The following is a 13,083-nucleotide window of genomic DNA, read 5'->3' as shown; positions in this document are numbered from 1 at the left end:
CATGAAGCCACAGCAGCGCTGACGCTTCAACCATCCCGAAAGACAGCGACTTACCTCGCGGTGACCGCGCGAACGCGTCACTTGCAGCGGCAGGGCTCGCCGCTAAGATGCCGGCCGTTCATCCGAAATTGGAGCCGCACCGTCATGTCGCAGAACGTCGCCTTCCTCGGCCTCGGGGTCATGGGTTTTCCGATGGCGGGCCATCTGGCGCGCGCCGGCCACAAGGTGACGGTCTTCAACCGCACGGCGGCCCGCGCCCAGGATTGGGTCGGCAAGCATGGCGGCAAGGCGGCACCGACCCCGGCAGCGGCGGCCAAGGGGGCGGAGATCGTCTTTGCCTGCGTCGGGAATGACGACGATCTGCGCTCGATCCTGCAGGGCCCCAACGGTGCCTTCGCCGGCATGGCAAAGGGCAGCGTCTTCGTCGATCACACCACCGCCTCGGCCGAGGTGGCGCGGGAGAGCGCCGAGAGGGCGACAGGCCTCGGGCTGGGCTTCCTCGACGCGCCCGTGTCCGGCGGGCAGGCGGGGGCCGAGAACGGCAAGCTCACGGTCATGGTCGGTGGCGATCCGACCCAGTTCGATCGGGTGAAGCCGGTGATCGATGCTTACGCCCGCGCTTGCACCCTGCTGGGGCCGGTCGGCGCCGGACAGCTCACCAAGATGGTCAACCAGATCTGCATCGCGGGACTGGTGCAGGGCTTATCGGAAGGCGTCAATTTCGCCCTCAAGGCGGGGCTCGATCCGAAGCTCGTGATCGACACCATCTCAAAGGGGGCCGCCCAGTCCTGGCAGATGGAGAACCGGGCCCTCACCATGGCCGATGGTAAGTTCAATTTCGGCTTCGCTGTCAATTGGATGCGGAAGGATCTTGATATCTGTCTTAACGAAGCGAAGCGCAATGGCGCCCGGCTGCCGGTGACGGCCCTGGTCGACCAGTTCTATGCCCTGGTCCAGGCGCGGGGCGGGGGCCGCTGGGACACCTCAAGCCTGATTCAGCTGCTGATGAAGGACTGAGGTGGTTACGAAATACATTAAGAACGCTAGATAACTCGTCATGGATAATAAAAAATCAGCGATTCAGGATGGTTATTCCGTGCTGCCTCCCGGCAAGCTCGCCAATCTGGTGACCTGTCTGGAAATGACCGAGAAGCCGGCACCGAAACCGCGGCCTTCGACCCGCAGTGCCTTGTCGCTGCAGCGGATAGCCCAGCCGGACCTCCAGAGCTACCGCGCTCTGTTCCGTCGCGTCGGGCAGGACTGGATGTGGTTCTCGCGGCTGATCATGCCCGACGAGCGCCTGCGCCGGATCCTCACCGACCCGAAAGTCGAGGTCTACAGGCTCCATGACGGGCCTGCCGAAATCGGGCTCCTCGAGCTGGACTTCCGGGAGGAGGGCCAATGCGAGCTGGCGTTCTTCGGCGTGGTGCCCGAGGTCATCGGGCAGGGCGCCGGCCGCTTCCTGATGGATCAGGCGATCACGATGGCCTGGGCCCGGCCGATCCGCCGCTTCTGGGTCCATACCTGCAGCTTCGATCACCCTTCAGCATTAGCCTTCTATCGCCGCTCCGGATTCCGGCCCTATGCCTATGCCGTCGAGGTGCATGACGACCCGCGGCTGACCGGACATCTCCCGCGGACGGCGGCTCCCCACATCCCGTTGATCGAGCCCTGATCGCTCGCCTCGGGCGGACGACGTCCTGTCTCTGGACCGCGCCTGCTTGGGGGAGTGCCATATGCGAACGTTGCCGCATCCATCAACTGCCTCGGCTTGGAAACTCTCCCGGCTCGGCAGCCCGCTTCTCAGATCGCGCGGCTTTTGGGGGAGATCATCATGCATGTCCTTCTTCGGTACTTGGCCGTCATGACCGCCAGCACCCTGCTCGCCGCGAGTGCCTCCGCGCAAAGCGCCAAGGACATCATCGGTCCGTCGCCCCTCGTCGCCATCGAGAACGAGGCGCCGCCGCAGCTGATCGTCGATCCGCCCCTGGCCGAACCATTGTCACGGGGGCTGGTCTTCATCCAGTACCGGACGGTCAATCTGCGGGTGGTGCCGGTGTTCGGCAAAGGCGCCCTCGACGTGTCGCCGCGCATCGGCCATGTCCATATCACCGTCGACGACGCGCCCTGGCACTTCGTCGATGCCAGCGGCGAAACCATCATCGTGGTCGGACTGCCGCCGGGCCCGCACAAGGTGCTGGTCGAGCTGGCCGACCCGACGCATCGGGTGATCACCAGCCAGACGGTGGCGTTCGTCGTGCCGCCGAAAAATCCTTGAGCGGGGCCGCCAGCGGAGAGGCTAGCGTTCTTCCTGCTTGACCCGCTGCCAGAGCGCCTCGAGCGCGTCCAGGCCGGGGCGGGCGTCGGCGCCGTGTTCTCGGGCGGCGAGGGCTTCCACACGGCGGAAGCGACGCTCGAACTTGGCGTTGGCGCCGCGCAGGGTCTGCTCGGGATCGAGCTCCAGATGACGCGCCAGATTGGTCACGGCGAAGAGCAGATCGCCGACCTCGTCCGCCAGCCGATCCTTGCCGGCGCCGTCGACCATCTCGGCTTTGATCTCGGCGATTTCCTCGACGATCTTGTCGAGCACCTGAGCCGCCTCGGGCCAGTCGAAACCGATGCGCGCGGCGCGCTTCTGCAGCTTGGCGGCGCGGGTCAGCGCGGGCAGGGCGAGCGGCAGGCCGTCGAGCTGACTGGGAGCGGATCCCTTGGCGGCAGCCTCCGCCGCGCGCTCGCCGGCCTTTTGCTCCTCCCAGGCCACGGTCTGCGCACCGGCGCTGTCGATCGCCGCGTCGGCGAACACATGGGGATGCCGGCGGATCATCTTGTCGTTCACCGCCCGGACGATGTCGTCGAAATCGTAGAGGCCGCGCTCGCGGGCCATCTGGGCGTAGAACACGACCTGGAACATGAGGTCGCCCAACTCGCTCTTGAGGTCCTCCATCTGGCCGCGCTCGATGGCGTCGGCCACCTCATAAGCTTCCTCGATCGTATGCGGGACGATGGTCGGGAAATCCTGATCGAGATCCCAGGGGCAGCCGGCTTCCGGATCGCGCAGCCGCGCCATGATGGCGAGGAGGCGGTTGATCGGCGCCAGGCTCTCGGGCGGTGCAGCCTTCGGCTTCGACTGGGTCATCGTGAAGCCTCCTTCCGCGCTCCGCCTTCCAGGTCGGGAAGCAACGCCGTGAGCAGTCCGATCAGGGGCAGGAAGGCGCAGACCCGGTAGACGAACTCGATGCTGGTCCAGTCGGCCAGCGCCCCCAGGGCCGCGGCGCCGATGCCGCCCATGCCGAAGGCGAAACCGAAGAACAGGCCCGAGACCATGCCGACCCGGCCCGGCATCAGCTCCTGCGCATAGACGACGATCGCCGAGAAGGCCGAGGACAGCACCAGGCCGATCACCACGCTGAGCGCGATCGTGGCCGTCAGCCCGACATAGGGCAGGACCAGCGTGAAAGGCAGGATCCCGACGATCGAGGCCCAGATCACCTTCTTGCGGCCGATCCGGTCGCCGACCGGACCGCCGACGACCGTGCCGACCGCGGCGGCAGCGAGAAAGACGAACAGATAGACCTGGGAGTCCCGCGTCGACAGGGCGAAGCGATGCATCAGGTAGAAGGTGTAGTAGCTGAAGATGCTCGCCAGGTAGAAATATTTGGAGAAGATCAGCGCGATCAGCACCAGCACCGCCCGCTTCACCTGGGCGCCGGAGAGGGTTGCATGCCTGACCGGAATCCGGCGGCCCGGCGGGCGGGCATGACCCTGGCTCTTGTACCAATGACCCAGCAGCGTCAACACGCCCATGCCGCCGAGCGCCGCGAGCGCGAACCAGGCGAGGCTGCTTTGTCCGCGCGGCAGGATGAAGAACGCGGCCAGCAGCGGTCCCAGCGCGGAGCCCAGATTGCCGCCGACCTGGAACAGCGATTGCGCCAGCCCATGGGCGCCGCCCGAGGCCAACCGCGCGAGGCGCGAGGATTCCGGATGGAAGATCGAGGAGCCGATCCCCAGAAAGCCGGCCCCCAGGAGCAGCATCGGGTAGTTCACGGCGAAGGCCAGCGTGACCAACCCCAGCAAGGTCGAACCCATGCCGAAGGGCAGCGAGTAGGGCTGTGGCCGCCGGTCGGTGAAGAGGCCGATCAGAGGCTGCAGCAGCGAGGCCGTGATCTGGTAGGTCAGAGTCAGCAGGCCGATCTGCCCGAAGCTGAGATCGAAGCCGCCCTTGAGGATCGGATAGATCGCCGGCAGCAGCGACTGCATCATGTCGTTCAGCATGTGGCAGAAGCTGATCGCGCCCAGGATCGGGAACGCGGTGGTGGAGGTTTTGGTTGGGGCAACGGCTTCAGTCACAGCGAGCGAACCTTTCGATGATCAGGCGGAGCGGGAGGCGCGGCTTGGTTTTTCCAAGCCATTGTCCGGCCGTTTGTATTCCATCCATGAGTCGCATAATGTATATTATGGAAAATATCTGACCAACCTGATCTTAACCCGGCGGCGGCCAATCTGCGGCCCGTGATCGCTCCTTCGACCCCATCCCTCGGGCCGCAGACACGCCCGGAAATCGATGCGCCTGCCGAGCTGCGCGCCCTCACGGGGCTTCGCGCCTTCGCCGCCCTGGCCGTGCTGCTCTATCACTTCCGCGAATATGTGCCCCCGATCCTCGGTCCGCATGCCGTGCCGGTCCATCTGCTGTTCAGCGCCGGCTATCTGGGCGTGGACCTGTTCTTCCTTCTGAGCGGTTTCATCATTGCCTACCGCTATGGCGCGACCGTGCGCGGTTTCGCCGGGCGCGCCTATTGGAGCTATCTCTGGGCGCGCCTGGTCCGGCTCTATCCCGTCCATCTGGTCACGCTGACGGCGATGCTGCTCCTGGTCGGTCTCGCGCAAGCTTTCGGCCTGCCGATCGCCAATCCGCACTATTACGAGACCGACGATTTCTTCAAACAGCTTCTCCTGATCGCCGGCTGGGCGGTGCCGATCTCGAGGTCCTGGAATGTGCCGGCCTGGTCGATTTCCTGCGAATGGGCGGCCTATCTGGTGTTCCCGGCGCTCCATGCCCTGACCGGGCGCCTGCCGCTGCGATGGCGCAGCCTGGCGCTGCTGCTGGTCGCGCATGGCCTGCTGCTGTCCTGGTTCGCGCTGGAGCATCCTTATCAAGGCAATCTGGCGTACGGACTGCTGCGCCTCACGGGCTGTTTCGCGATCGGCTGCTTCCTGCAGCGGCTTCATGCCCGCAAGCTTGGCCAAGGCGCACCCTGGCCGTCGATCGCGGCCACGGCTCTGCTGGTCTTGCCGGGCTTCGCGACCCTGGTGGATTTCATCGGCGGGCAATCCTTCGCGGTTGCCCCGATCCTGCTGTCGGTCGTGATCTACGGATTGGCCATGGATGAAAGCCGCGGTCTCGGACGCTGGCTGGCCCGGCCCGTCGCCGTTTATTGGGGACAGGTCTCCTACTCGGTTTATATGGGCCATTGGATCGTGGTCGCTGCCGGATGGACTCTCATCGAAGTCCTCGATCTGGAGCCGATGGCCCCCTGGATTGCGACGCTGGCCATGCTGCTGCAGATGGGACTGATCTTGCTGTTCGCCGTTCTGCTCTATCACAAGATCGAGTTGCCTTGCCGTCAAAGAATGCGGCGCTGGTATGCAGAAATACCCGCCGACAGCCGGGCGCTGGCCGTCAAGACAGCCGAATAGCCCCGCCCCCGCTTTCTTATCGTCAAGGGAAACGCAGCGCGATGCGGATCAGAGCTTGGTGGAGCCCAGGCTCAGCAGGTCCACCATGCGCACGAGGTCGGCGAGCGATCGCGCCGCCATCTTCCGCATGACGTTGCCGCGGTGAATCTTCACCGTGATCTCGCTGAGCTTCATCATGCCGGCGATCTGCTTGTTCATGAGGCCCGTGGTCACCAGCTTCATGACATCGCGCTCCCGCGCCGTCAGGGATTGAAACGCCGTCCGCAGCCGCGAGACCGGTTGTTCCGCTTCACGGTGTTTCCGATCCGTATCAAGAGCACGGGCGACCGCGTCCAGCATGTCCTGATCGCGAAACGGCTTGGCGAGGAAATCGATGGCGCCGGCCTTCATGGCGCCGACCGACATCGGGACATCGCCATGCCCGGTCATGAAAACGATCGGAATATGGATCTGTTTGCGTTTGAGATGGGTCTGCAGCTCCAGCCCGCTGATGCCTGGCAATCGGATGTCGAGCACAAGACAGCAACAGGCGTCGGGAAACCCGGCCTCCATGAAGTCGGTGCCGGAGTCGAAAAGTTGGACGCGGTAGCCGACGGACCGGAACAGGCCGCCGAGGGCCTCCCGCACCATCTGATGATCATCGACGACATAGATGCAGGGCTCGCCGGAATCATCCTCGAGGTTTGCACAGTCCACTCCGTCCAGGTTCGCCCTGGCGAGGAGCGGCATCGTCATCTTCACGGCCTCGAGCCGCCTTGTTCGCTCTAGCAGCGGCGGTTCGCTGGAGTTCTGGCTCTGCGTTCCCATCGCGGTTCCCTCTGACCCCGGATCGCTGGCGACCTGTGACGAGAGAACCATCGATCATGCGCGGCATGGAGGCGAGTTTACTTTTGTAAAAATTCACAAATTCAGGGGAAGTTGACGCCAGCCCCGGCTAGGCCCGCCCTCGCCTGGCGTCCCCCAGGATCTGCCACAGCACGGCCGCCAGCACCACGGCCCCGCCCCACAACGTCGCGTCGCGCGGCACCTCGGCGAAGAAGATCCAGACCCAGAGCGGCGCCAGGGGCGTCTCGAGGATGCTGAGCAGCGCCGCCTCGGCCGCGGGGATGTATTTGGCGCCCATCATATAGAGCGCCAACCCCAGCCCCATATTGAGCAGCCCGAACAGCGCCAGGTTCACGAAGTCGATTGGCGCGATCGCGCCCACCGGCCCCGCCATGGTGAAACAGATCGCCGAGCCGATGAAGCAGGAGAGCCCGGCCGCCTGGATCATCGGCACGCCGGGATAGCGCCGCGTGATGCTGGTGGTGACCGCCATGGTCATCGTCATCAGGAAGGCCAGGAGGCAGCCCGCGAGGCTGCTGTCGCTGCCGCGCGAGGCGCCGCCGACCATGATGGCGACGCCGGCCACGGCCAGGACGCCCGCTAGCAGGGTCCGGGCCGAGGGCCGTTCCTTGAACCAGAGCCAGACGATCGGCGCCGTCATGAAGGGCAAGGTCGCATAGATCACGGTGACGTCTGCGACAGCCGTCAACCGCATCGAGCCGACGAAGGCCATCATGCCGCCCGTGTTCAGCATCGTGACGATGATGCCGGGCCAGCCCATCGGGCGGAACAGCGCGCGCCTCTGGGTTTTCGCGTCCCAGATCATGAACAGCAGGATGAAGAGGCCGCCGAAGAGGCCGCGCCAGGCCAGCATGGTCCAGAGATCGAGGGTGATCAGCCGGGTGAAGAAGCCGCCGGTGCTCCAGAAGATGGCTGAAGCCGTGACCATCACCAGGCCCAAACGGTGGCGTGCCCGCGCCTCGTCGGGCGCCAGGGCGGCATCAGTCATGGCGTTGCACTCGGTCTTTCACTACGGAATGTCGGGAGCATCGGCCGCGCGCGGGAACAGGGTCCGTGCGCGATCGAGGCCTCCAGCATTACGGCTTCAGGCGGCGCAACGCCAGCATGATCCCGCCCGCGAGCAACCCCCAGAAGGCGGAGCCGATGCCGGCGAAGGACATGCCGGATGCGGTCGCGATCAGGGTCACCAGAGCGGCATCGCGCTCACTCGGTTGGACCAGGGCATTGCCCAGCGCCGAGCCGAAGGCGCCCAGCAGGGCCAGCCCCGCCACCGCCTCGATCAGCAAGGGCGGCGAGGCGCTGATCCAGGCCGTCGCCGCCACCGCCAGCATGCCGAAGGCGATATAGCCGACGCCGGTCGTCACCGCCGCGATGTAGCGGCGGTTCGGATCCGGATGCGCATCGGGTCCGGCGCAGAGCGCGGCCGTGATCGCCGCGAGATTGACGGCATGGCCGCCGAAGGGCGCCACGATCATGGTGCCGATGCCAGTGGTGACGATCAGCGGGCGCGAGGGCGGATGGAAATTGTTCGCCTGCAGCACGGCGAAGCCCGGGATGTTCTGCGAGGCCATCGTAACCAGGAACAGCGGCAGCGCAATGCTGACCATGGCGCTCCAGGAGAAGACCGGCGGCACGAGAGTCAGTTGCGGCCAGAGCTGGTCGGCCGGCGGCAAGGGCCCAGCCCCATGCCAGAACATCAGCGCGACCGCAAGGATGACCGCCGCCGGCACGGCATAGAGCCGCCAGAAGCGCGCGACCACGGCCCAGAGCAGCACGACGGGCAGCGCCAGCATCGGAATCTCGGCGATGGCGAGGAAGGGCGCGACGCAGAGATGGAACAGCACGCCCGCCAGCATGGCGTTGGCGATCGAGGACGGGATGGCGGCCACGAGGCGGCCCAGGGGCTTCCACAGGCCGGCCAGCACGATGAGCGCGCCCACCACCAGGAAGGCGCCCACGGCCGCGGCGAACCCGCCTTCGGGCACGCCGGTCGTGGCGAGGAGTGCAGCACCCGGCGTCGACCAGGCGACACTGATCGGCATGCGGTAGCGCAGGCTGAGGAGAATACCGAGCAATCCCATCCCGACGCTCAGCACCAGCAGGCCGGAGGCCGATTGCGCCGGGCTCGCGCCCACGCCGACCAGGCCCTGCACCACCACGGCGAAGGAGCTGCCGAAGCCGACGAAGGCGGCCAGCAGGCCGGTCGTGATGGCCTGGCCGCGGGCGGCCTTCACCGGCAGATCGGTCGCGCGGTCGTCGTCCATGGCGTCGAAATTCCCCCGGGCACTGGGGCTGCGCTTGGGTCTGCTTGGCAGCCTCTCCGGGGATCTCTATAGTTGAATTGGATCCAATCGACAATCCGGGAGCTCATGGATAACCTCGCCCAGCTCATCGACCGTTCCCGGCCGCGCTTCCGGACCGCGACCGAGTTCGTCGAGGCCACCCTCAAGCAGGCGATCCTGAGCGGCACGCTGGCCGCCGGCTCGCCGCTGCGCCAGGAGGAGCTGGCCGCGACCTTCGGTGTCAGCCGGATGCCCATCCGCGAAGCCCTGCGCCAGCTCGAAGCACAGGCGCTGGTCGATTTCTATCCCCATCGCGGCGCCGTCGTGGCGGAGATCTCGGCCGAGGATGCGGCCGACAATTACACCATCCGCCTGGCGCTCGAGCCCGTCGCCTTGCGTCTCTCCATCCCGAAGCTCAGCGGCGCCGATCTCGATCGCGCCGGCGAGATTCTGGCGGAGATGGATGGCGAGCCGGATCAAAACCGGTTGGGCGAGCTCAACCAGCGCTTCCACATGACGCTCTATGCCCGGACCGGGCGCCCTCGCCTTCTGTCTTTGGTCGAGCAGCATCTGGCGCAGGCGGATCGCTATTTGCGCTTCCATCTTGCCGCGATGGGCCGCCACCACATCTCGCAAGGCGAGCATCGTGCGATGCTCGACGCGGCGCAGGCCCGCAAGCCCGCCCTCGCCTGCCGGATCCTGGTCGCGCATATCGGCACGGCCGAGCGGACGCTGCAGGAATTTCTGGAAGATCGCGACCGCTGATCCTTCTCGGGCGCCTTCATTCCCATTCCGATCGAAAAAATCACGCCTCTTGAACGCGAAGTCTCGCGCCCGGACGCGTATCGGTTATGTTGATTCTCATGGAATCGATCTCGGTCACATTGCTGGTCGGCGCCGGACTGGTGGTGCTTAGCATCCTGGCGAGCGCCTATGCCACGCGGCTCGGCGCCCCAGTGCTGTTGATCTTCCTGATTCTTGGCATGCTGGCGGGCCAGGACGGGCCCGGTGGCATCGTCTTCAACGATTTCCACCTCACCTACATGGTGGGCAGTGTTGCGCTGGCGCTGATCCTATTCGATGGCGGCCTGCGCACGACCCGCACCGTGTTCCGGCTGGCGTTATGGCCGGGCTTGTCATTGGCCACGGTCGGCGTCCTCGTGACGGCGGTCATCGTCGCCTTCGTCGCCTACGAGTTCCTCGATTTCGGTACCGTCGAGGGGCTGCTGCTGGGGGCCATCCTGGCCTCGACCGATGCGGCGGCCGTGTTCCTGTTGCTCTCTCGCGGCAATCGGGCCTTGAACCTCCGGGTCCAGGCCACGCTCGAGGCGGAATCCGGCATGAACGATCCCATGGCGGTGTTCCTCACCATCTCCTGCGTCGAATGGCTGCTCCATGCCGGCGAGGCGGGGCCGCTGATGGTTGCGCTGTCGTTGGTGCTGCAGATGGCCGGGGGTGCTGCCTTCGGGTTGCTCGGCGGCTGGGGCTTGCGCTGGCTTATCGATCGCATCGAGCTCGCGGTCGGGCTCTATCCGATCCTGGTGGCCGCGGGCGCGCTGGTGCTGTTCGCTGCCGCCAACGCGATCGGCGCCAGCGGGTTCCTCGCGGTCTATCTCGCCGGCATCGTCATGGGCAGCAAGCCCTTCCGCGCGCAGCAGATGGTGATCCGGTTCCATGACGGGCTCGTGTGGCTGGCGCAGGTGGTGATGTTCCTGCTGCTGGGACTGCTGGTGACGCCGACCGAGTTCTTCCCGCTGACGATTCCGGCACTGGCGATCGCCCTGGTGCTGATGTTCGTGGCACGGCCGCTGGCCGTGTTGGCCTCGCTGCTGCCCTTCAAGTTCGACCGCCCTTCCCTCGCCTTCATCAGCTGGGTGGGATTGCGTGGCGCGGTGCCGATCTTCCTGGGCTGCCTGCCGGTTCTGGCGGGCCTGCCGAATGGCCGCACCTATTTCGACGTGGCCTTCGTGATGGTGCTGCTGTCGCTGGTGGTCCAGGGCTGGACCGCGCCGGCGCTGGCGAAGGCGCTGGGCCTTGAAGTGCCGGCGGAGCCGGAGCCCGAGGCAAGCCGGCTGTTCGAGCTGCCGGATGCCGCCGATCGCGACATTCTCGGCTGGCGCATTCCCGAGGACAGCAACGCACTCGACTATTCGCCGTCGACCCTGCCGCTGCCGCCGCGCACCGGCAGCCTCGGCGTGGTGCGCGAGGGCCGCATCCTGCCGCCGACCGAACCCGGCAAGCTGGAGGCCGACGATTATGTGATTCTGCTGGTGCCGCCCGAGCAGCGCCACGAGGTCGACAGGCTCTTCGCCGCCGGCAGCCGCGAGGGCGATCAGATCGAGGGCCTGGGCGAGTTCATGTTCGACCCCGCGGCCCCCTTCGAGCTCATCGCGAAGGAATACGGCCTGCCCCTGCCCGCCGACGCCAAGAGCCTCACCGTCGGCGATTGGCTCGCGCGCCGCATCGGACGTCTGCCGGTTGTCGGCGACCGTGTGAAGCTGGCGCCGGTCGAGCTCACCGTGCGCGCCACCGAAGGCGACCGGATCACCCTCGTCGGCCTCGAGCTCGAAGAAGCCCGCGCGCGCCTGCCGCTGCTGCGCTGGCTCGAACGCATGCGACGGAAGATGGGCGGGGCTTCGCGGGCGTAATCAGACAGCGCGGCACCGCCGTTACGACTTGAACACCATCATCTTCTCGTGGGTCATCTCGCGCATCGTCCAGGGGATGCCGCCGATGCCGTAGCCGGAATGGCGGTGGCCGGCGAAGGGCATCCAGTCGACGCGGAAGGCCGTATGGTCGTTGATCATCACGGCCGAGCCGTCCAGGCGCGGCGCCACCTGGAGCGCGAAATTGAGGTCCTGCGTGTAGATGGAAGCCTGGAAGGCCAGCGGCAGGCTGTTGGCCGATTGGATCGCCGTCTCGACCTTGTCGAAGCCATAGATGCAGGTCACCGGGCCGAACACCTCCTCACGGGAGATGCGGACATCGGCTGGCGGTTCGACCAGGACCGTGGGGCCGACCACCCGCTCGGAGATTCTTTCGCCGCCCGTCGTCATTTCGGCACCGGCGGCTTTCGCCTCTTCGATCCAGGCCATGACCCGGTCGGCCTCCTTCGGCAGGATCAGCGGTCCGACCTCGGTCGTGGGCAGGGTGGGATCGCCGACCTTCAGCGCCTTCACCGCCTTGGTGAAACGCGCCACGAACTCGGCCTTGATCGCGTTATGGACATAGATGCGCTGCGTCGACACGCAGACCTGGCCCGCATGGTAATAACCGCCCTTCACCAGCGACGGGATCGTCAGGTCGAGATCGGCGCTGCGGTCGACGATGACGGGAGCGGCACCGCCATGCTCGAGCGCGCAGCGTGTGCCCGGGGCGAGCTTGCTGCGCAAGCGCCAGCCCACGGCGGCCGAGCCGATGAAACTCAAGAATGCGACGCGTGAATCCGTGACCAGGGCTTCCGCCAAAGCGGTGTGCTCGGGAAGGAAGGTCTGGCACCAGGCCGCCGGCAGCCCCGCCTCCCGCACCAGTCCCACGAATTCGATGCAGCTGAGCGGCGTGCTCGAGGCGGGCTTGACGATGACCGGGCAACCCACCGCGATCGCCGGCACCACCTGATGGACGATCAGGTTCAAGGGGTGGTTGAAGGCCGAGATCGCGGCGACGACACCGATCGGTTCCTTGATGGTGAAGGCCATGCGCCGCATGCTGGCGGGAGTCAGGCCCATGGGGATTTCGCGGCCGCCGAAGTTGCGCAGCTCGTCCGCGCCGTTCCGGACGCCGTCGACCGCGCGCACGGCCTCGGCCTTCGCATCGGTCAGCGGCTTGCCGCCTTCCCGCGCGATCAGCTTCGCGAAATGATCGACCTTGCCGGCCAGCAGGTCCGCCAGCCGGTGGAGGATGGCAATGCGCTCATGCGGCGCCAGCCACCCGTCCCGATCGAGGAAGGTTCGCCGCGCCGTCGTGAGCTTGGCTTCCAAGGCGTTCGCATCGTCGGACGGGACCTCTGTGATGAGCGCGCCGTCGTAGGCTTGAACGACCTTGATCATGGTTATCCTCGTGCGAGAGCGCTCCGGCCCGGATAGATCGCGCTCTGGCCCAGCTCCTGCTCGATGCGGAGGAGTTGGTTGTATTTGGCCAGGCGATCCGAGCGGCTGAGCGAGCCGGTTTTGATCTGGCCGCAATTGGTGGCGACGGCGAGATCGGCGATGGTGGAATCCTCGGTCTCGCCCGAGCGGTGCGACATCACTGCGCGATAGCC

Annotated in this window: 12 protein-coding genes and 1 pseudogene; 6 read left to right on the top strand and 7 right to left on the bottom strand. The window is 66.3% G+C overall.

What is annotated here, in order from left to right:
- Nucleotides 1-144 precede the first annotated feature (144 nt).
- The 3 genes from ACREE8_RS17485 (at nt 145) to ACREE8_RS17475 (ending at nt 2,278) form a co-directional block, all read left to right on the top strand.
- A complete protein-coding gene (locus ACREE8_RS17485; RefSeq protein ID WP_431574288.1) occupies nt 145-1,017 on the top strand; it encodes an NAD(P)-dependent oxidoreductase in 873 nt (290 codons plus the stop codon).
- A 79-nt stretch (nt 1,018-1,096) separates the two neighbouring features.
- The gene (locus ACREE8_RS17480) at nt 1,097-1,675 is read left to right on the top strand and encodes a GNAT family N-acetyltransferase (RefSeq protein WP_431574287.1); all 579 of its coding nucleotides are present in this window, start codon (nt 1,097-1,099) and stop codon (nt 1,673-1,675) included.
- A gap of 159 nt (nt 1,676-1,834) precedes the next feature.
- Complete coding sequence (locus tag ACREE8_RS17475) at nt 1,835-2,278, top strand: DUF6130 family protein (RefSeq protein ID WP_431574286.1); 444 nt, start codon at nt 1,835-1,837, stop codon at nt 2,276-2,278.
- Nucleotides 2,279-2,299: 21 nt separating this feature from the next.
- Here the strand turns inward: ACREE8_RS17475 and mazG are convergent, their stop codons facing one another.
- Nucleotides 2,300-3,136: a nucleoside triphosphate pyrophosphohydrolase gene (mazG, locus tag ACREE8_RS17470; RefSeq protein WP_431574285.1), complete on the bottom strand. Its 837-nt coding sequence runs from the start codon at nt 3,134-3,136 to the stop codon at nt 2,300-2,302.
- Nucleotides 3,133-4,347, bottom strand: coding sequence for an MFS transporter (locus ACREE8_RS17465; protein ID WP_431574284.1), 1,215 nt, complete (start codon nt 4,345-4,347; stop codon nt 3,133-3,135). The genes mazG and ACREE8_RS17465 overlap by 4 nt, the downstream gene beginning before the upstream one ends.
- 162 nt (nt 4,348-4,509) lie before the next feature.
- Between ACREE8_RS17465 and ACREE8_RS17460 the strand changes: the two genes are divergently transcribed.
- Nucleotides 4,510-5,694, top strand: a complete 1,185-nt coding sequence (locus tag ACREE8_RS17460; protein WP_431574283.1) for an acyltransferase family protein — start codon at nt 4,510-4,512, stop codon at nt 5,692-5,694.
- A gap of 48 nt (nt 5,695-5,742) precedes the next feature.
- On the opposite strand, the gene ACREE8_RS17455 is transcribed toward ACREE8_RS17460, so the two are convergent.
- The 3 genes from ACREE8_RS17455 to ACREE8_RS17445 all read right to left on the bottom strand — a co-directional run bounded on the left by ACREE8_RS17455 (nt 5,743) and on the right by ACREE8_RS17445 (nt 8,804).
- The gene (locus tag ACREE8_RS17455; RefSeq protein ID WP_431574282.1) at nt 5,743-6,501 is read right to left on the bottom strand and encodes a response regulator transcription factor; all 759 of its coding nucleotides are present in this window, start codon (nt 6,499-6,501) and stop codon (nt 5,743-5,745) included.
- 127 nt (nt 6,502-6,628) lie between these two features.
- Nucleotides 6,629-7,528, bottom strand: a complete 900-nt coding sequence (locus tag ACREE8_RS17450) for a DMT family transporter (RefSeq protein WP_431574281.1) — start codon at nt 7,526-7,528, stop codon at nt 6,629-6,631.
- Between the two features lie 88 nt (nt 7,529-7,616).
- The gene (locus ACREE8_RS17445) at nt 7,617-8,804 is read right to left on the bottom strand and encodes a benzoate/H(+) symporter BenE family transporter (protein ID WP_431574280.1); all 1,188 of its coding nucleotides are present in this window, start codon (nt 8,802-8,804) and stop codon (nt 7,617-7,619) included.
- 105 nt (nt 8,805-8,909) lie between these two features.
- On the opposite strand from ACREE8_RS17445, the gene ACREE8_RS17440 reads away from it, so the two are divergent.
- Nucleotides 8,910-9,587, top strand: coding sequence for a GntR family transcriptional regulator (locus ACREE8_RS17440; RefSeq protein ID WP_431574279.1), 678 nt, complete (start codon nt 8,910-8,912; stop codon nt 9,585-9,587).
- 86 nt (nt 9,588-9,673) lie between these two features.
- The gene (locus ACREE8_RS17435) at nt 9,674-11,470 is read left to right on the top strand and encodes a potassium/proton antiporter (RefSeq protein ID WP_431574278.1); all 1,797 of its coding nucleotides are present in this window, start codon (nt 9,674-9,676) and stop codon (nt 11,468-11,470) included.
- Between the two features lie 21 nt (nt 11,471-11,491).
- Here the strand turns inward: ACREE8_RS17435 and ACREE8_RS17430 are convergent, their stop codons facing one another.
- Both ACREE8_RS17430 and eno read right to left on the bottom strand, forming a co-directional pair.
- Nucleotides 11,492-12,871 (bottom strand): aldehyde dehydrogenase family protein, encoded by a 1,380-nt coding sequence (locus ACREE8_RS17430; RefSeq protein ID WP_431574277.1) that lies wholly within the window; start codon nt 12,869-12,871, stop codon nt 11,492-11,494.
- 2 nt (nt 12,872-12,873) lie between these two features.
- Nucleotides 12,874-13,083: pseudogene (gene eno, locus ACREE8_RS17425) on the bottom strand (phosphopyruvate hydratase); the annotation flags it as partial.

Origin of the sequence: Hypericibacter sp. (assembly GCF_050729195.1) — a bacterium.
Classification (GTDB): domain Bacteria; phylum Pseudomonadota; class Alphaproteobacteria; order Dongiales; family Dongiaceae; genus Hypericibacter.
Note: the sequence above shows the minus strand (reverse complement) of the source record. Positions and strands in the feature narration are given on the sequence as shown.

What these genes read in the sequence shown, in the direction of transcription:
- mazG (WP_431574285.1), bottom strand. Translation starts at nt 3,136, where the DNA reads ATGACCCAGTCGAAGCCGAAGGCTGCACCGCCCGAGAGCCTGGCGCCG.
- ACREE8_RS17455 (WP_431574282.1), bottom strand. Translation starts at nt 6,501, where the DNA reads ATGGGAACGCAGAGCCAGAACTCCAGCGAACCGCCGCTGCTAGAGCGA.
- ACREE8_RS17475 (WP_431574286.1), top strand. Translation starts at nt 1,835, where the DNA reads ATGCATGTCCTTCTTCGGTACTTGGCCGTCATGACCGCCAGCACCCTG.
- ACREE8_RS17430 (WP_431574277.1), bottom strand. Translation starts at nt 12,871, where the DNA reads ATGATCAAGGTCGTTCAAGCCTACGACGGCGCGCTCATCACAGAGGTC.
- ACREE8_RS17485 (WP_431574288.1), top strand. Translation starts at nt 145, where the DNA reads ATGTCGCAGAACGTCGCCTTCCTCGGCCTCGGGGTCATGGGTTTTCCG.
- ACREE8_RS17445 (WP_431574280.1), bottom strand. Translation starts at nt 8,804, where the DNA reads ATGGACGACGACCGCGCGACCGATCTGCCGGTGAAGGCCGCCCGCGGC.
- ACREE8_RS17440 (WP_431574279.1), top strand. Translation starts at nt 8,910, where the DNA reads ATGGATAACCTCGCCCAGCTCATCGACCGTTCCCGGCCGCGCTTCCGG.
- ACREE8_RS17450 (WP_431574281.1), bottom strand. Translation starts at nt 7,528, where the DNA reads ATGACTGATGCCGCCCTGGCGCCCGACGAGGCGCGGGCACGCCACCGT.
- ACREE8_RS17435 (WP_431574278.1), top strand. Translation starts at nt 9,674, where the DNA reads ATGTTGATTCTCATGGAATCGATCTCGGTCACATTGCTGGTCGGCGCC.